General features: G+C 73.2%; 10 protein-coding genes. 1 reads left to right on the top strand and 9 read right to left on the bottom strand.

What is annotated here, in order from left to right:
- Nucleotides 1–103: 103 nt before the first annotated feature.
- Nucleotides 104–517, top strand: coding sequence for an organic hydroperoxide resistance protein (locus tag ABZ910_RS19430; RefSeq protein ID WP_361366258.1), 414 nt, complete (start codon nucleotides 104–106; stop codon nucleotides 515–517).
- Here ABZ910_RS19430 and ABZ910_RS19425 read toward each other — a convergent pair.
- From ABZ910_RS19425 to ABZ910_RS19385, 9 genes are all read right to left on the bottom strand, one after another.
- Nucleotides 507–1949 (bottom strand): hypothetical protein, encoded by a 1443-nt coding sequence (locus ABZ910_RS19425; protein ID WP_361366255.1) that lies wholly within the window; start codon nucleotides 1947–1949, stop codon nucleotides 507–509. The two genes, ABZ910_RS19430 and ABZ910_RS19425, sit on opposite strands and share 11 nt — an antisense overlap.
- 73 nt (nucleotides 1950–2022) lie before the next feature.
- Nucleotides 2023–3336 carry a hypothetical protein gene (locus ABZ910_RS19420; RefSeq protein WP_361366252.1) on the bottom strand — a complete coding sequence of 438 codons (1314 nt, stop codon included), beginning with the start codon at nucleotides 3334–3336 and terminating at the stop codon, nucleotides 2023–2025.
- On the bottom strand, nucleotides 3333–5564 hold the full coding sequence (locus ABZ910_RS19415) for a CDP-glycerol glycerophosphotransferase family protein (protein ID WP_361366250.1): 2232 nt from the start codon (nucleotides 5562–5564) through the stop codon (nucleotides 3333–3335). The genes ABZ910_RS19420 and ABZ910_RS19415 overlap by 4 nt, the downstream gene beginning before the upstream one ends.
- 7 nt (nucleotides 5565–5571) lie before the next feature.
- A complete protein-coding gene (locus tag ABZ910_RS19410; protein ID WP_361366248.1) occupies nucleotides 5572–7782 on the bottom strand; it encodes a bifunctional glycosyltransferase family 2 protein/CDP-glycerol:glycerophosphate glycerophosphotransferase in 2211 nt (736 codons plus the stop codon).
- 142 nt (nucleotides 7783–7924) lie between these two features.
- Complete coding sequence (locus tag ABZ910_RS19405; protein WP_361366245.1) at nucleotides 7925–10186, bottom strand: bifunctional glycosyltransferase family 2 protein/CDP-glycerol:glycerophosphate glycerophosphotransferase; 2262 nt, start codon at nucleotides 10184–10186, stop codon at nucleotides 7925–7927.
- A gap of 177 nt (nucleotides 10187–10363) precedes the next feature.
- A complete protein-coding gene (locus ABZ910_RS19400) occupies nucleotides 10364–11281 on the bottom strand; it encodes a carbohydrate ABC transporter permease (RefSeq protein ID WP_361366243.1) in 918 nt (305 codons plus the stop codon).
- The gene (locus ABZ910_RS19395; protein ID WP_361366240.1) at nucleotides 11278–12576 is read right to left on the bottom strand and encodes a sugar ABC transporter permease; all 1299 of its coding nucleotides are present in this window, start codon (nucleotides 12574–12576) and stop codon (nucleotides 11278–11280) included. Before ABZ910_RS19395 ends, ABZ910_RS19400 begins: the two co-directional genes overlap by 4 nt.
- Nucleotides 12577–12583: 7 nt before the next feature.
- On the bottom strand, nucleotides 12584–13957 hold the full coding sequence (locus ABZ910_RS19390) for an ABC transporter substrate-binding protein (protein WP_361366237.1): 1374 nt from the start codon (nucleotides 13955–13957) through the stop codon (nucleotides 12584–12586).
- Nucleotides 13958–14122: 165 nt separating this feature from the next.
- Nucleotides 14123–17638, bottom strand: a complete 3516-nt coding sequence (locus ABZ910_RS19385; protein WP_361366234.1) for an FHA domain-containing protein — start codon at nucleotides 17636–17638, stop codon at nucleotides 14123–14125.
- Nucleotides 17639–18041 lie beyond the last annotated feature (403 nt).

Genomic DNA, 18041 nt, shown 5'->3' with positions numbered 1-18041 from the left:
GGCCAATTAGATTGTGCACAACTTAGTTGTGTGATGTACTGCCATGCAGGGCGGCCGTCCCGGCCGCCGGAACGTGAACCTGATCTCGAGAGGGATGGTCAACATGGACGCGCTCTACACCGCCGTCGCCACCGCCACGCACGGCCGCGACGGCCGCGCCTACACCTCCGACGGCAAGCTGGACGTCCAGCTGGCGCCGCCGGTGGAGCTGGGTGGCAACGGCCAGGGCACCAACCCGGAGCAGCTCTTCGCCGCCGGTTACGCCGCCTGCTTCGCCAGCGCCCTGGGCCTCGTGGGCCGCGCGGCCGAGGTGGACGTGAGCGACGCCGCCGTCACCGGCGAGGTCGGCCTCGGCAAGCAGGGCGAGGGCTACGGCCTCAAGGTGACCCTGCGCGTGGAACTCCCCGACACCGTGGACCGCGAGACCGGCCGCAAGCTGGTCGAGCAGGCCCACCAGGTCTGCCCCTACTCCAACGCCACCCGCGGCAACATCGACGTCGATCTCGTCATCGAGTAGCCGAACCGGTTCCGCCGACCCGAGCCAGCACCTCACCCGTCCGCCGGCTCCACGCCACCACCACCGCCTCCTCGGGCACCCCGCTGTGCCGCGTCAGCAGCAGCCAGCGCACCCGGTCGCGGCGGACGATCGCGGTGCGCTCGGCGCGGGTCGACGCCGGGGAGAGATAGGCGCGGGCGTCGGCGACCGTGACGCCGTACCCCGGGAGCGTGCGGACGGCCCGGGAGCCGTCCGCGAGGACGACGTCGCCGGGGCGGACGTACCCCGCCATCCAGTCGTACGACGGCCAGCGCGGCGGCTGCGCGAAGCCGACCGGGTCCAGGGAGCGCGGCACCACCGCGCCGGCCTGCACGGTCAGGAAGCCCAGGCAGGCTCCGCCCGCCGCCGCCCAGCCCAGCGCCCGCCGCCACACCGGCCACGGGCGCGGCGCCGCGAGCTCCACCGCGAGCGCGCACTGCGGTCCCGCCAGCGCGAGCCCGAGCAGCCCGCCGAGGCGGCCGCAGGCCGGCGCCAGGCACTCCAGCACGGTCAGCAGCACGAGCGGATCGCGCCAGGAATCCCGCCGGGCCCGCAGCCACAGCGCCGGCAGCCCGAGCAGCGCCAGCCAGCACCGGGCGGCGAGGTCCTCCGGGACGCCGCCCTGCGCGACCACGCTCCAGCCGGCGTACGGACGGCCCGCCGCGACGAGCACCGCCACCGCGCCCGCCAGCGCCCAGCGCCCCGCCACCGCCGCCCGCCACCCGCGCTGCCACCCCGCCACGCAGGCAACCGCCCCGAGCGCCGCGCCCGCCCCGGTCACCGGGTCGACCAGCACGACGGTCCCGTACAGCAGCCCGAGCGCCGCATACCCCGTGCAGCCCCGCAGCCCGCTCGGCCCGACGTACCGCACCGGCCGCACGTCACGCGCGCGTGCCGCGGTCAGTGCCCAGGCCCAGAAGGCGAGGCCGATCGCGCAGGCCGACGGGTAGCCGAGGTTGCCGGTCATCGGCATCAGCGCGATAAGGCCGCCGCCCCAGACCCGCTCGGTGCCCCACAGCACGGTCAGGAAGGCCAGCGCGAGCACCGGCGCCCACGCGCGCGGGGTGAGCGCACGGACGAAGCGGCCGACGCCGGTCAGCAGCACCAGCAGGTTCAGCGGCCCCCAGACCCGCAGCACCGCCCAGCCCGACAGCCCCGTCAGCCGGGCGAACGCGGCCTGGGCGAGCACGTAGGGGGAGTGGAACGCCGCGTCCGGCAGGCCCGCCCGCAGCCGCTCCACGACCGACGCGTGCTGACCGGCGTCGCAGCACGGCGGCACCCTCCAGTAGGCCAGCGTCATCAGCAGCCAGAAGAGGAGGCCGTAGACCTGGTACGGCGTCGGCCGCCGGAGGGCGCCCCCGCGCGGGGCGGTGGCCCCGCGCGCGGAACGCCGGTTCAGGACGTCGGTGCTCACCGGGCGGCCGGGACGCAGACGAGGCTGGGCATTTGCCGAGTCTTCCCACCCCGGTGGGCGGCTTTGCCGCCGCTCACCTCATCGAGTGAGCCTGCCGTTCACGGTGTCCCTGCACGGGCAGCGCCACCGGCCGCCGGACCAGCGGCTCCAGCAGCAGCGGCACCCCGACCACCGGCAGCAGCCACACCAGCACGATCAGCCGGTCGCCCCAGATGTTGATGTCGGGGTGCCCGGCCTGGTTGAGGATCCCGGTGAACGCCGCCGCCAGCAGGAAGCAGCCGAAGGCGCGCCGCCGCAGCGTGCCCCAGGCCCCGACCGCCAGCGCGGCCACGAACAGCGGCTCCGACAGCTGCCGCCGTGCCCACTCGAGCCAGAAGCGGCCCTCCAGCCGCAGGAACTCCGCCCAGGGGCGGGCCCGGTCCGGGCGGGCGAAGTGGCCGGTGAGCAGGTCCTGGACGCTCTCGGACTCCGACGGGTAGTGCAGCAGCCGCGCCAGGATCAGCGTCCCCACGGCCGCGCAGCACCCGGTAGTGGTGACCCCCACGAGCCCGCGCCCCCAAGGACTCCGCCGAGCGCTCGAATCCGCTCGTGCAGGGGGGACCCCCATGTGCCGTCGGCGTCGCAGCGCGACCACCGTTCCCGCCACCGCCAGGCACAGCCCCAGGAACAGCGACTGGGAGTGCTTGACCGCGAACAGCGCGAGCAGCGAGCAGCCGACCAGCGCCGTCCCGGCCCGGGAGCGCCCGGTCAGGGCCAGCGCGCAGCCCCACACCGCCGCGAGCGTCAGCGCCAGCATCAGGCCCTCGGTCATCGGGCGCATGGCGGTCGTCCCGCACGGCAGGACGTAGAACAGGGCCTGCCCGGTCAGCGCGAGCGGCACGGGCACGGACAGGGTGCGCAGGACCAGGAAGGCGAGGACCCCGCCCGTCACCGTGACGACCACGCTCGCCAGCCACACGCCCCACGTCACGCCGAACGCCGTGACGAACGGCAGCAGGAACGCGGGGTACCCGGGCCGCACCTCGAAGATCCGCTTCATGCGCTGCCCGATGAACGGCACGATGTGCCCCTCCGTCTGGCCGGCCCGCAGCCGCCGGTCCACCAGCCGCCACTCCTCGGCCCGGCACCCGGTGAGCACGCGCGGGGTGGGGTCGGGCCGGTGGAAGCGCACCACGTCCACGTCCTGGTTCCGGTGCACGACCGACGCCTGGCCCGCGCAGGCCCAGTCGATCGTGGCGGCGGCCGCCTCCCGCTTGCTCGCGCCGCCCAGACTCAGCGCGTACGACACGTAGTTCTTGGAGTCGGGGGTGTCCCGGCCGGTGACGGTCGCGAGCTGCATCAGCGCGAACGCGGCGGCCAGGAGCAGCACCCAGGCGCGCGGCCTCACCTCGACGTCAGGAGGTCGTGGCCGACGGTCGGACGCGGGATCCGGACGGCCTCCGTCCTCGCCTCGGACTCGCCGAGCAGCAGCGTCCGTACGACCCGCTCGGCGGCGTGCCCGTCGTCGAACTCGCAGAAGCGGGACCGGAACCGTGCGCGCAGCCGCGCCGACTCCTCGTTCCGCCACGCCCCCGAGGCGAACAGCCACGCCAGCTCCCGGTAGGAGCGCGACACCTGCCCCGGCGCCTCGGCCGTGATGTCGAAGTAGGTCCCCCGGCTCGCCGTGTACGCCGCGAGGTCGTCGGCGTGGACCACGATCGGCCGGTCGAGGTTGGCGTAGTCGAACATCAGGGCCGAGTAGTCGGTGACCAGCGCGTCGGAGGCGAGCATCACCTCCTCGACGTGCGGCTCGTCCGTCGCGTCGACCAGTACGCCCCGCCGGTGCAGCTCGGCCAGGCCCAGCCCGCGCGCCGGACCGGTCGCGAGGGAGGGGTGCAGGCGGACGACGAGGGTGTGGCCCTCGCCCAGGTCGGCCGCGAACCGGGCCAGGTCCACGCGGTCCACGTGGCCGCCCCGGCGGTAGTCGCGGCGGGTCGGCGCGTACAGCACGACCGTGTGGTCCTCGGGGATGCCGTGCGCTGCGCGGAAGGCGGCCCCCGCGTCCGGCGCGGCGCCCACCAGGACGTCGTTGCGCGGGCTGCCGGTGCGCGCGGAGGCGAAGTGGCAGGGGTAGGCCCGCTCCCACACCAGTTCCGAGTGCCGGTTGGCGACCAGGCTGTGGTCCCAGCGGTCGGACCGGCGCAGCATCTGCGGCACGTCGAGGCCGTGCCGGGCACCGGGTTTGCCCAGCAGGTCGGCGCCCATGTACTTGAGCGGGGTGCCCTGATGGGTGTGGATGTGCACGCTGCCGGGGCGCTTGACCAGGGTGCCGGGCCAGTTGACGTTGTTGACGAAGAACGTGGCCCGCGCGGCGATGTCGAGGTAGCGCCGTGAGCCGAGCAGCACGTGCTCGACGCCGGACGGCAGCCGCGCGGCGTCCTCCTCGTCGCGCACCACCCACACGCCCCGGATGTCCGGCGCGATCTCCCGTGCCGCGCGGTACACCGCCCCCGGATCGCCGAGCACCCCGCGGTGCGAGAACGCCGAGTACACCGCGAGGCCCGGGTCCAGCGGGCGGCGGGCCTGCAGCGCGGACCAGCCGCGTCTGGCCCGCCCCGCGGCCACCTTGCGTACCTGCAGCGCCCGCCGCCCGGCCTCGTGGGCGCCGCGCCGCACCTGACGCGCGGCCTGATAGGCCGCGTACGGGCCGGTCAGCAGGCGGACCTCACCGTCGACCGTCGCGCCCTCGGGCCGGTGCCTGCGGAACATCTCGGCCGTACGACGGAAGAACTCGCCCTTGTCCGACGGGGGCAGCCGGTCCGGTTTGGCGAGGATGTCCAGGCAGTGCTCGCCCATCTTGCGGTGCAGGTAGGGCCGCCAGGTCCACAGGCCGGGATGGTCGTCGACGAACGCGAAGACCCGCTCGTACTGGTCGTGGACGTCGAAGTGCTTGCGGCTGGTGGTGGACAGGATGTTGCCCTGGCGGCGCTGGCGGTAGTTCAGGCAGATCCGGTCGAGCGCGGCGATGCGCCCGGCGCTCAGCATCACCGGGAAGGTCCACGGGGTGTCCTCGTAGTAGCCGGGCGGGAAGCGGAAGTCGTGCTCGGCGACGAAGTCCCGCCGGTAGACCTTGTTCCACACCACCATCAACAGGTCGAGGATCTGCGGGTATTCGGCGGCCGTGAAGGTGCCGTCGGTGCCACTGCCGTCGCCGGCCTCGGTGAGCACGTCGGCGAGGACGTTGCGCCGCGTCCCGCCCCACCAGTAGGTGCGCGCGTAGTCGAACACCAGCACGTCCGGGTCGCCGGTCTCGGCCAGGCGGTCGGCGATGGCGCGCAGCGCGCCGGGCGTGAGGGTGTCGTCGCTGTCCAGGAAGAAGAGGAAGTCGCCGGTGGCGAGCGGCATTCCGGCATTGCGGGCGCGGCCCAGGCCGACGTTCTCCGGCAGGTGCAGCACCTTCACGCGCGGGTCGCGCGCCGCGTACTCGTCGAGGATCGCGCCACAGCCGTCCGGCGAGCGGTCGTTCACCGCGATCAGTTCGAGATCCGGATACGACTGCTCCAGGACCGAGTCGAGGCACTCGCGCAGGAAGCCCTGCACCTTGAAGCAGGGGACGATGACGCTGAAGCGGGGCACGGCGGGATCAGCTCCTCACGAGGGTCGCGGCGGCGGGGGCGGGGATGCGCTCCGCGAGCGGGATCACGGGCGGGAGCGCCTCGGGTGGCTCGCCGAGCAGCACCCGCCGTACGACGCGCTCGGCGGCCAGACCGTCGTCGAACTCGCAGAACCGCTCCCGGAACGCGGCCCGCAGCGCCCGCGACTCAGGCCCCGCGTACGAGCCGTCGCGGAAGATCCGCGCCAGTTCCCCGGGCGTGCGGGCGACCGGTCCCGGCGGCTCGGCCATCAGGTCGAAGCAGACGCCGCGCGTCTCCTGGTAGACCTCCCAGTCGTCGGCGTACACGACGATCGGGCGGTCCAGGTTGGCGTAGTCGAACATGATCGACGAGTAGTCGGTGATCAGCGCGTCCGCGGCCAGGCACACGTCCTCGGAGGAGCGGTGCGCGGTTACATCGATGACGCGGCTGATCCTGCCGGAACCCTGGGAGCGCCCCTGGTCGTAGAAGTAGTGGGCGCGCAGCAGCACGACCACGTCCTCGCCGGCCGCCTCGCAGAAGGCCTCCAGGTCGAGGCCGGTCTCGAAACCGGTCTGGTGGTCGCGGTGGGTGGGCGCGTACAGGACGGCCGTCTTGCCCTCGGGGATGCCCAACTCCCGCCGGACGCGGGCCACATCGTCCGCGCGCGCCGTGCAGTAGACGTCGTTGCGCGGATAGCCGTACTCCAGCGCCTCGTACGAGCCGGGGAAGGCGCGCTCCCACACCTGGGTGGAGTGCCGGTTGGAGGAGAGGTTGAAGTCCCAGCGGTCGACCCGGCCGAGCAGCTTGGCGAAGCTGCCCGTCTGCGCGGCCACGACGGGGTACGTCGACTGGTCCACGCCCATCTTCTTCAGTGGCGTGCCGTGCTGGGTCTGCACGTGCACGCTGCCCGGCCGCTTGACGACCCCCTCGGCGAAGTTGGCGTTGTTGATCAGGTACTTGGCGCGGGCCAGCACCTCCCAGTAGCGGCGGCCGCCGATCACCGCGTACTCGACGTCCTCGGGCACGGCGTGCTCCTGGCCCGCCTCGACGAGGAACACCGAGCGGATGTGCGGGGCGAGTTCGCGGGCCTTGGCGTGGATCGCGGCCGGGCTGCAGGCGTAGCCGCGGCCCCAGTAGGCGCAGTACACGGCCAGGTTGGGGTCCAGGGGGCGGCGCAGGTCGCGTGCGTAGCGCAGCCGGGTGCGCAGCATGCGGGGGCGCGGGAGGTGCTCGGTGAGGGCTGCCGACGCCCGGTTGGCGCCGCGCAGCGCGCGGAACGCCGTGTACGCCCCGGCCGCCAGCAGCCGGTGCTGGACACCCAGACTGCCGCCCGGCACCCGGAATCCGTCCGGGCGGCGGTGCCGGTACAGGCGCGCCGCCCGGCGGAAGAACGCACGCCGCCCGGAGGGCAGCCGCTCCGGCCGGGAGGCCGTCTTCAGGACGACGGCGAAGAGCTGCTCGAACAGCGGCCGCGCCCGCTCGGCGGACAGCCCCTGCTCGGCGGCCCGGGTCAGCACCAGGTCCACCTGGTCGAGGAGCTCGCCCTGGTGCGTGCCGGGCAGGTTGAGCCGGCTGCCCTGCCGCCGCAGCCGGTGGCGTACGAGGACCGAGCGCAGGGCGGCGATCCGCTCGGCGGCGACGGTGGTCAGGCCGCCCCAGCCGATGTCCGTGAAATGGCCGTCGGGGAAGGCGAGACGAGCGTCGGCGACGAAGGAGCGGCGGTAGACGGCGCTCCAGGCGGGCAGTTGCACGCCGGTGAGCCCGGGCGCCCGGCCGGGGGCGAACGCGCCGGACGGGGTCTTCGCCAGCAGCGCCGCCGCCGGGTTGGTCGTCTCGCCCTCCCACCACGGCACCCGCTCGTGCTCGAAATACAGCAGGTCGACGTCACCGGTCTCGGCGAGCCGCGCGTCGAGCGCCGCCAGCGCCCCCGGCAGAAGGATGTCGTCGCCGTCGAGGAACAGCAGATACGTGCCGGTCGCCGCCCGCATCCCGGCGTTGCGCGCCCCGCTCAGCCCGGCGGACGGCGGGGAGTTCACCGGGGCCACCCGGGGGTCCTGGCCGGCGTGAGCGGCGATGACGTCCGCGGTCGGAGAGCCGGAGGCGTCGTAGACCGGGATCAGCTCCAGGTCGCCGAAGGACTGCGCGAGGACCGAGTCCAGCGCCGGGGACAGCCGGCCGGCGACCCCCTGGGACGGGACGATGATGCTGAAGCGGGGCATTCTGTTCTCTCTGTTGTCTGTCCTGCTGCTCAGGTCGTGCGGAAGCGGCCCGGCCGCCCGGTCGGCCGCCAGGTGGACGGTCTGGACGGCGTGGGCCGCGAGGTGCTGAGGGGCATGTGAACTCCCATGAGGGCAACGGCGGTCAGACGCTCTTGGTGACGGGGGAGGAGCCGGACGGTTGCGGCACGCTGGCGAGCGGTGAGCGCGCGAGGGCCGCGGCCGCCGACGGCACGGGGTGGCGTTCGCCGAGCGGTGTGAACTTCGGCAGCCGCTCGGTCTGGCCCCGCACCACATGCCGTACGACCCGCTCGGCGGCGCGCCCGTCGTCGTACGCGCAGAACCGATCCCGGAACACCGCCCGCAGCTGGGCCGAGCGCGAGCCACGCCAGTGCCCGGTCGCGAAGATGTCGATCAGCTCGTCCTCGCTGCGCGCGACCGCGCCCGGCGGGAAGGACCGCGGGTCGAAGTAGGTTCCGCGCGACGCCTCGTACGCCTCCCAGTCCTCGGTGTGGAGGACGATCGGCCGGTCCAGGTTGGCGTAGTCGAACATGATCGACGAGTAGTCGGTGACCAGCGCGTCCGAGGCGAGGCACAGCGACTCGACGCTGGGGTGGTCGCTGACGTCGATGACCCGGGTGCCCTGGGCCAGGGGGCCGGCCTGCCCGTAGTGGGCGCGGGCCAGGATCACGAAACGCGGGCCCAGGCGGCGTACGACACGGCCCAGGTCGAGGGTGGTGCGCTGGGTGCGGTGGTGGTCGCGGTGGGTGGGGGCGTAGAGGATCGCGACCGAGTCCCGGGGGATGCCGAGCTGTTCGCGCAGTCGGGTCACGTCCGCGGAGGTGGCCCGCTGGAAGACGTCGTTGCGCGGATAGCCGTACTCCAGCGTGGTGTAACGGCCCGGGTAGACGCGCTCCCAGGTCAGCGTGGTGTGGCGGTTGGCGGACAGCACGTAGTCCCACTTGTCGACGCCCTTGAGGAGCTCGGCGAAGTCCATTCCGCCGGCGGCCGCCGGGTGCTCCTGGAGGTCCAGGCCCATGTGCTTGAGCGGGGTGCCGTGCTGGGTCTGGACGAAGACCTGGCCGGGGCGCTTGCGCAGCCGGCGGTCGAAGTTGACGTTGTTGACCAGGTACCGAGAGCGGGCCAGCGCCGTCCAGTAGGCCGCCGTGCCGGGACGCAGCGGGCGGGTGCCCGGCGGCACCGTGTGCTGGTGCTCGGGGCGGGCGATCCACGCCGTGCGGATGTGCGGGGCGTGCCTGCGGAACGCGGCCTCCAGCGCGCCCGGGTTGCAGCCGTGCCCCCGCCCCCAGTAGGCGGCGAAGACGGCGCGGTCGGCGCGCAGGGGCAGGCGCAGCTGCACCCGGTAGTGGAGCTGGAGGGCGCCGGCCCGCAGCGCGCGGGTGAGTGCGGCGGCGAGCCTCAGGGCGCTTCGGCGCATGGACATCGCCGACAGCAGGGCGCGGTAGGTGCGGTGCAGGCCGAAGCGCACCAGGCTGTGACGCAGACGCGTGCGCACGGGGACCGAGGCGCCAGGAACCCGGTAACGGCGGTAGTGGGCGCGGGCCTTGCGCAGGAACTCGGCACGGCTGCGGCGCGGCAGCCGGTCGCGCTTGGTGAACACGGTCGAGAAGTGGTCGACCATGCGGCGGAACAACACCGGCCGCCATCGGGCGAGTTCGGGCCGCTTCTCCAGGAACGCGAAGACCCGGTCGTACTGGTCGAAGACGTCGAAGTGCTTGCGGCTCGTCGTGCCGAGGATGTTGCCCTGCCGGCGCTGGCGGTAGTGGACGCAGACGCGGTCGAGGGTGGCGATCGTCTGCGCCGACATCAGGACCGGGTAGGTCCAGGGCGTGTCCTCGTAGTAGCCCGGCGGGAAGGCGAAGCCCTCGCGCTCGACGAACTCCCTGCGGTACGCCTTGTTCCAGGCCACCATCAGCACCCGCAGCAGCCCCGGGCGGTCCGCCAGCCGGAAGGGGGCCGGGCCCTCCTCGGTCAGCTGGAGCGCGAACTTGTCGGGGACCTCCTCGCCCGTCCAGTAGGTGCGCGCGTAGTCGTAGACCAGGACGTCCGGTTCGCCGGTCTCCTTGATCCGGTCCGCGATCGAGCGCAGCGCGTCCGGGGTGAGGGTGTCGTCGCTGTCCAGGAAGACCAGGTAGTCGCCCTCCGCGTGCTCCATGCCCACGTTGCGGGCGTGCCCCAGACCCTGGTTCTCCGCCAGGTGCACGGGCCGTACGCGCACGTCGCGGGCCGCGTATTCGTCGATGATCGCGCCGCAGGCGTCCGGCGAGCGGTCGTTCACGGCGATGAGTTCGAGGTCGGGATAGGACTGTGAGAGCACCGAGTCCAGGCATGCGTGCAGATACGCCTGGACCTTGTATGCGGGGACGATGACACTGAACCTGGGCAAGGGACATCCATGGGTCGGAGCGCGGGCGTTCTGCCCGGCAACGGCCGATGGGGTGAATCGGTTACGGTTTCATACGTCGTTCGGGGGATGTCCGAAGCGCCGTGAAGGGCGGGCCGATGACCGGTCCGCCCCTCAACGTCTGTCTTTCGCACGGAACTTGAGGATTATCCGAAACCGCTACTTGACCGCGCCCGCCATCACGCCGGACACGAACTGCCGCTGGAACGCGAAGAACACGGCCAACGGAATCACCATGGAGATGAACGCGCCCGGCGCCAGCACGTCGATGTTGTTGCCGAACTGGCGAACCTGCGTCTGCAGCGCGACCGTGATCGGCTGGGTGCCCGACTTCGTGAACACCAGCGCGACCAGCAGGTCGTTCCACACCCACAGGAACTGGAAGATGCCCAGGCTCGCGATCGCGGGCCCGCCCAGCGGCATCACCACCCGCGTGAACAGGCGCAGTTCGCCGGCGCCGTCCAGGCGGGCCGCCTCCAGCAGCTCCCTCGGGATCTCCGCGAAGAAGTTCCGCAGCAGGAACACCGCGAACGGCAGGCCGAAGCCCACGTGGAACAGGATCACTCCGAAGATCGTCCCGAACAGGCCGATGTTCCCGAACAGTTCGGCGATCGGGATCAGCGCCACCTGCACGGGCACGACCAGCAGACTGACCACGCCCAGGAACCACCAGTCGCGGCCGGGGAACTCCATCCACGCGAACGCGTAGCCCGCGAGGGAGCCGATGGCGACGACCAGGATCGTCGCCGGGACCGTGATCAGCACGGTGTTCACCAGGGAGCCCGTGATGTCGCTGTTCTCGAGGAGCTTCTGGTAGCTGTCGAAGGTGAGTTGGGACGGCTTGGTGAACACCTGCCACCAGCCGGTCGCGCTCATGTCCTCCGGCATGCGCAGGGAGGAGATGAGCAGGCCGACGGTCGGCACCAGCCAGAACAGGCCCACGACGATCAGGAACGCGCGGACCAGTCCGCCGCTGAGCCTCTCCGCGATCAGCGCCCCGAGCGACTGCCGGGCCCTCGCCGTCCCGGCCGGGGCCGCGTTGCCGATGCTCCCCGTGCTTCCGGCGTGCGTCGTCATCGCCGCTCCTCCCGCCTGAGCCGACGGACGTTGAACAGCATCACCGGGATCACCAGCAGCAGCAGGAACACCGCGATCGCGCTCGCGATGCCGGGCTGGCTCTCGGAGAAGCCCTTGCGGTACAGCTCCAGGGCCAGCACGTTCGCGTCGTCCTGGGACGAGCCCGGCGCGATGATGAAGACCAGGTCGAAGACCTTCAGCACGTTGATCATCAGCGTGACGGCCACGACCGCGAGGACCGGGGCGAGCAGCGGCACCGTGACCTTCCGGAACACCTGCCACTCGTTGGCCCCGTCGACCCGTGCCGCCTCCAGGAGTTCACGGGGCACGCCCGCAAGACCGGCCGCGATGAGCACCATCGCGAAGCCCGCCCACATCCAGACGTACGACCCGATGATGGCCGGTGTGACCAGCGCCGGACCGAGCCAGTCGACGCCGTTGTACGGCGCCTTGAAGTTGCTTGCCGGGAGCCGGAGCCGGGCCCCGTCGGCCGAGGCGGGCAGCGTGAAGGTGCCGTCGGCGGCGGCCTTCGTCGAGGCCACCACCTTGCCGTCCTTCACCGCCTCGATCCGCATGCCGGCGTAGCCCCGCTCGGACGGGTCGGGGGCGCCCAGCCTGCCGACCCCCTTGCCGCGTGTGAAGTCCTGCCAGGTGGTGCCGGTGATCTTTCCCGGCTCCGGCCTCGCGGCCATCGCCCTCTTCGCGTCGTCGGGCATCTGGTCGGGCGCGACGCCGACCAGCGGCAGGCTGACCGCATGGCCCGTGCGGACGGTCGCCGACGTGATGAAGCCGCCCGCTTCCGGCTCGAGCGGTGAGTTGCGGCCCGGGTGCGCCTTCGGGAAGGCGGACGACTGGGCGAAGGTGTCGTGGACACCGACCCAGACGGCGTTGGCGACCCCCTTCTGCGGGTCCTGGTCGTAGACGAGCCGGAAGATGATCCCGGCCGCCAGCATCGAGATCGCCATCGGCATGAAGACGACCAGCTTGAACGCCGTTCCCCAGCGCACGCGTTCGGTCAGCACCGCGAAGACCAGGCCCAGGGCCGTGGAGACCGTGGGCGCGAACACCACCCAGATGATGTTGTTCTTCAGGGCCGTACGAATGCCGTCGTCGGTGAAGAGGGCCTTGTAGTTGTCGACTCCGGAGAATCCGTCGCCCGAGGCGTTGTAGAGGCTGCGGACGATCGAGTACCCGATCGGGTAGACCACGAGTGCGCCGAGCAGCACCAGGGCGGGCAGCAGGAAGAGGGCTGCCACGGTCTTGCGGGTGCCGGTGACGCTCCTGTGCGTCGGCATGGTGGGTTCAGCTCCCGCTGCCGTACGCGGCCGCCGCGTCCTTCTCCAGCTCGGCCTGGGTGCCCGCGACGTCCTGCGGGTTCTTCAGGAAGTCCTGCAGGTCCTTCCACTCGCCCTTGCCGGGGGTGCCGCCGAAGGCCTGCGGGGCCTGGTCGGACATGTCGAAGCGGAAGTCGTCGCCGGACGCGATGAGAGCCTTGGCGATCTTCTGCTGGACCGCGTTCGGATACGCCGAGTTCGGCACGTTCTTGTTCGGGGAGAGGTAGCCGCCGAGCTTCGCCTGGATCGTCGCCGCGTCCGGGGAGGCCAGGAAGGTGGCCAGCGCCTGGGCCGCCTTGGAGTCCTTCAGGACGACCGCGGCGTCGCCGCCCGAGACCACCGGCGCCGCCGAGCCCACCGCCGGGAACGGGAACACCTTCGCGCCCGTGCCCACCTTCGCCTTGGTCTCACCGATGTTGACCTGTGCGAAGTCGCCCTCGAAGACCATCGCCGCCTTCGGCTGGTCGCCGCCGGTGAACGTCTGGGTGACGGAAGCCGGGGACTCGGTCTGCAGCGCGCCGTCCGCGCCGCCCGCGATGTAGTCCTTCTTGCCCCAGACCTGGGCGAGCGTGGTCAGCGCCTTCTTGACGGAGGGGTCGGTCCACTTGATCTTGTGCTGGGCGAGCTGGTCGTACTTCTCCGGGCCCGCCTGCGACAGATAGACGTTCTCGAACCAGTCGGTGAGGGTCCAGCCGTCGGCGCCGCCGATGGAGAAGGGGGTGACGCCCGAGTCGTACACCGCCCGCGCCGTCGTCAGCAGCTCCGGCCAGGTCTTGGGCTCCTTGGCGCCCGCGTTCTCGAAGACCTGGTTGTTGTACCAGATCAGCGACTTGTTGGCGGCCTTGTAGTAGACGCCGTACGGCTTCCCGTCGACCTTGCCGATGTCCTGCCAGCCCGGGGAGTAGTTCTTCTGCAGCTCCTTGACGGCTTCGGCGCCGAGCGGTTTGGCCCACTTCTTGTCCACGGCCTGCTTGATGGCGCCGGGCTGCGGCAGCATCGCGATGTCCGGCGGCTGGCCGCCCGCGATCTTCGAGCCGAGGAAGTTGATGATCGGGTCCTGCGCGGGCACGAAGGTGACCTTGGCGCCCGTCCGCTTCTCGAACTCCGCGAGGACCTGCTTGAAGTTCTTCTGCTCCTGGCCGGTCCAGACGGCGGCGATCTCCAGGTTCGCGCCGTTCAGCTTGGGGAGGGTGACGGTGGTGCCCGGCTCGGTCTTGCCGCCGGTGTCCTTCTTGCTGTCGCCGCCGCCGCCGCACGCGGTGAGCGCGAGGGCTCCCGCGAGGAGGACGGAGAGTGTCGTGACGGCCCTGTGTGTCCGGATGGTGCTGCTCGTATCGCGCATCACTGCCCCGTTCTTCGTTCTCCGTTGAACGTCCGAGCGCTGTCCCGTGCGGTCCGGTCTACGCCCGGCTCCTCCGACACGGCAAGAGCGCCCGCCCTGTCGAGCGGGGGATCGTGACCGCGTCGTGATCGGTGGTCGGGGATGGCGGGGGCGGGCCCTCGCCCGTTACAGGAGCGAGGGTATGTGCGTGGCCGCGACCTCCCGCGCGGCTCGCTCCACCGCACTGGCCAGCAGGGCCAGGTCGGTCGGCCCGTTGCCCAGTTCGCGCACCGGACGACGGGTCGGGGGGTCGCCCATGCGGTGCCAGTCCAGGGGGACGACCGTCGGCCGCAGGGTGGCCGTGCGCGGGATACGGCCCGTGACGCGGCCCCCCTGGAACGCGGTGACCTGTCCGTCCGCCGAGGTCAGGCGCCCGCGCCCCGGCGCCGGCTCCTCCGGTCCGGAGGACGGGGCGTCCAGCGCGACGCGAAGGGCGGACCGCTGGGCGAGTTCCGTCTCCGCCGTACGGCCCCCGAGCCCGGCCGCCGTCACCAGGTGGACGCCGAGCCGCTCGCCCTCCTTGGCCACCGCCTCCAGCGCCCGCATCACGGAGCCCGCCGCGGGCCGCCCCGGCGAGCCCAGCGCGGGGGACACCAGCGCGTCCAGATCGTCGACGACGACCACGAGCCGGGGCAGCGGCGGTGCCGCCTCGGCCTGCTGACGGGCGCTCGCTGCGGGCCGCAGGCGCAGCGTCGAGCTGGGCGGTGATTCGAGATCGCCGGTGCCGGACACGGTGGGGCGCCCGGTCGCCGTGCGCTGCGCGACGAACCGGCCCGACACCTCGCGCCCCGCGTGCCACTCGGCGAAGCCGGTCCGCCCCAGCAGCTCCGCCCGCCGCTTCAGCTCGGCGCTCAGGGACTGCGCGAACTCCCGCATGCGGACGGGGTCGTTGGCGGTGAGATACGTGGTGACATGCGGTATGTCCGTGCAGGCGTAGAGGCCCTCGGCATGCCCCGCGCCCGTGCCGACGCCGTCCCGGCCGTCTATGAGGACGACGCCCAGCCGGTCGGGGCGCTCGGCCGCGGCGAGCGAGGCGACGACGGCGCGCAGCAGTTCCGTACGGCCGCTGCCGGGCGGCCCCTCGATCAACAGGTGCGGCCCCTCGGCCACGAGGTCGGCATCGAGTGGACCGCGCGGCCCGGCGCCGAGCACGGCCCAGGCCCGACCGCCGAGCGACTCGGTGTCGTCGGCCGCGTCCGCCCAGCGCGCCATCAGCGATGCCGGGGTGGCCCGGGCGAGCCCCAACTCGTCCAGCAGGCGCGCGGCCTGGGGCAACGGCGCGGACACGCGCGCGTGCGGCTGCGCGCCGACGGCGCTGTCCGGGCGCAGCGGCGCCAGCGCCCGCGCGAACCGCTCGGCCCACGCGAGCGAGACGGCGTCCACGGCGGCGACGGTGCCGGGGCCGACGGGGCACGCGGAGGCCAGGGGGTCGGTGGAGGCGGGAGCGGTGGTGCCCGTGGGGGCGTCCGGTCGGGCCACGCGCAGCAGATGCAGCGCCGTGGCCACGTCACCGCCGAGCAGCGCGACGGCCCCGCACGCGCGGAACGTCGGCACGGCCGCGCATGCCGCCTCGTACGTCTGCGTCACCGGTGAGGCGGGCGAGGCCGGGGCCGTCTCGGCGAGGCACACGACGTGGATCCCGGCCCGCGGCCCGTCGAGGGCCAGCCGCGTCAGGGCCTCGTGCAGCCCGGAGCCGCCCGGATCACCGTCCACGACGACGACCGTGTACGGGCCGCCGAAGCCGACCGTCGTGCCCGTGCCCGTGCCCGCGTCTGCGCTTGCGCGCGACGCGTGCGTGCCCTCTGCCGCACGGGTCTCCGTTGCCGCCTGGTCCTCCAGCCTGCGGAGGAGCTCCTCGGCGCGGGCCGCGGCCTGTTCGCGGTCGTAGGCGAGGAGGAGGCGGCAGTCCTGGCCGTGCCCCGGGCGCAGATGCGGGAGCCAGCCGAGCCAGGACCATTCGGCGGTGCGCTCCTCCAGGGTGCGGGAGCGGTCCGCGCTGATCAGGACGATCTCCAGCGAGTCGGGGGAGTGCAGCGCGGCGAGCTGGGCCAGCACCGCGCGGGCCAGCCCGGACAGCCGCGCGCGCGGCCCGGCCAGGCCCAGCGCCCCGGCCTCGCGCAGATCGGCGGTGACCGGTACGGCGGGCAGCCGGCCCGAGCCGTCCGGCATCGCCCGGTCCGCCGTACCCAGCCGGACCGTGAGCGTCTCCGCGTGCTGCGGCCCGCGCTCCCACAGCCGGGGGCCCGGCCCTAGCGCCGTCAGCAGCAGGGCGGCGGGGTCCGGCCAGGCCTCCGGCTGCAGAGGGAGGACGGGCAGGGCGGCACCGGTCTCGCCCTCCTCGGCGTACGCCCGAGTCCCGCCCGTCGGCTGGTCCCCCCATCCGCCGGTCAGCCGCCGCGCCCACGCCCCGAGCCCGCCGCGCCTGCGCACGCCCTGGGGGATGTCGGTGCCACGGACCGGGGTGCCTTTGCGGCCGCGGGTGTCGAAGCCGTCGTCCTGGCCACGGTTGTCGTGCTGCCCGCGGTGGTCCTCGAGCCCGTGGTGGTCGTCACGCGCGCGCATGCCGGAGATGCCGTAGCCGCCGGAGACGGGGCCGTTCGGTGTCGTGGCGTGGGTCGGCGGGGTGCCGAGATTCACACCCGGTGCGCCTGCTGCGGACCCCGGGCCGGTTGCGCCCTGCCCGCCGCCCCGGCTCTCGATCGGCGGTGCGCCGCCCTGGCCTGGTACGACGGCCTGCCCCGGCGCCACGGGCGGCTCCGCCGGGCCGTGCTCCTGGGCCCCGGGGCCGCCCCCTGAGGTGTCCCAGCCCGCCGTGCCGTACGCATGGTGCGCGGGTCCGGCGGGAGCGGAGGCAGTGGCGGAAGCGTCGGCGTCCTTGCGCTCCGCGTCCCCGTGCTCCCCGCTCTGTCCTCCGAGGCCGGTGCCGGTGCCGCTGTGCCCCACGCGCGCGTGGTCCGCGTCCCGGCCGCCCAGGGCCACGCGCACGCATCCCTCCCCGTCGGGAGTCGTCGTCACCCGTGCCCCCGGACCTCCGGACGGAGTAAGCCTCAGGGCGGATTCGCCGATGCGCAGCAGCGCGCCCGGAGAGAAGCGGACGGGGTGGCCTCCCACGCGCGTGCCGTCCAGGACCGTGCCGTTGGTGGAGTCGAGGTCGGCGACCGAGACGCGGCCGTCGGCGGCGACCGTCACGGCGCAGTGGAGGCGGGAGACGTCGGGGTCGTCGAGGGGCACGTCGGCGTCGGCGGAGCGGCCGATGGTGACCTGGCCGCCGTGCAGCAGATGGACACCGCCCGCGTCCGGGCCCCCGACCACGTGCAGCTGGGTCGGGGCGTCGTCCAGCTCGGGATGCGGTTCCGGCGCGGCGGGCGCGCCCAGGGACAGCACCGCGCCGTCGGTCAGCGGGGGCTCGCCGAGGGTGCTGCGCTGGGGGTCCAGCCGCTCGGCGTCGACGTACAGCACGACCGGCGCACCTCCGGCCTCCCGGCCCACGGCGCCATCGCCCAGTACCGCCGAGGCGAGGGACGAGGCCACCACGGACAGGGCCGTGCCGGCGGGCGCCGTGACCAGCACGTCGCGGCTCGCGGTGCGGCCCTGCTGCGGGGGCGGGCCCAGCGGGTCTACGACGGTCAGCCGGATCTGCATCGCCGTCTGCGGTCCCTTCTGCGCGGGCGCCGGCGGACGGGACGAAGCCGTCCCGCGGCCCCCCCACCGCGGACTTCCCCCACCGCCGTACGAACACGTCGGCCAGTACGAGGGCATCCTCGCACTTGCCACCGACAACACGCCCGCCGCCCACCCGTAAGCGATCTTGATTGGTCGGCTCTGCCCGTAAAAATGCCTGACCAGTGACACCCGGATGACCGCTTGAGACCGGTCTTGAGATCGGTCACCTCCGGGTCCGGCAACCAACGGACCGAGGTGAGCGTCTTTCCTTCGAACATGTACGGGGAGGCGTACGTACCGGTTGTGCGGGAGCCTCGAAAAGACGCCAGGCCGTCACCGCGCGCGGCGGCACTACAGTGGGTCGGAACACCCGCAGGGCAGT

This window comes from Streptomyces sp. NPDC046805, assembly GCF_040645355.1.
In the GTDB taxonomy this organism is placed as follows: Bacteria; Actinomycetota; Actinomycetes; order Streptomycetales; family Streptomycetaceae; genus Streptomyces.
Note: the sequence above shows the minus strand (reverse complement) of the source record. Positions and strands in the feature narration are given on the sequence as shown.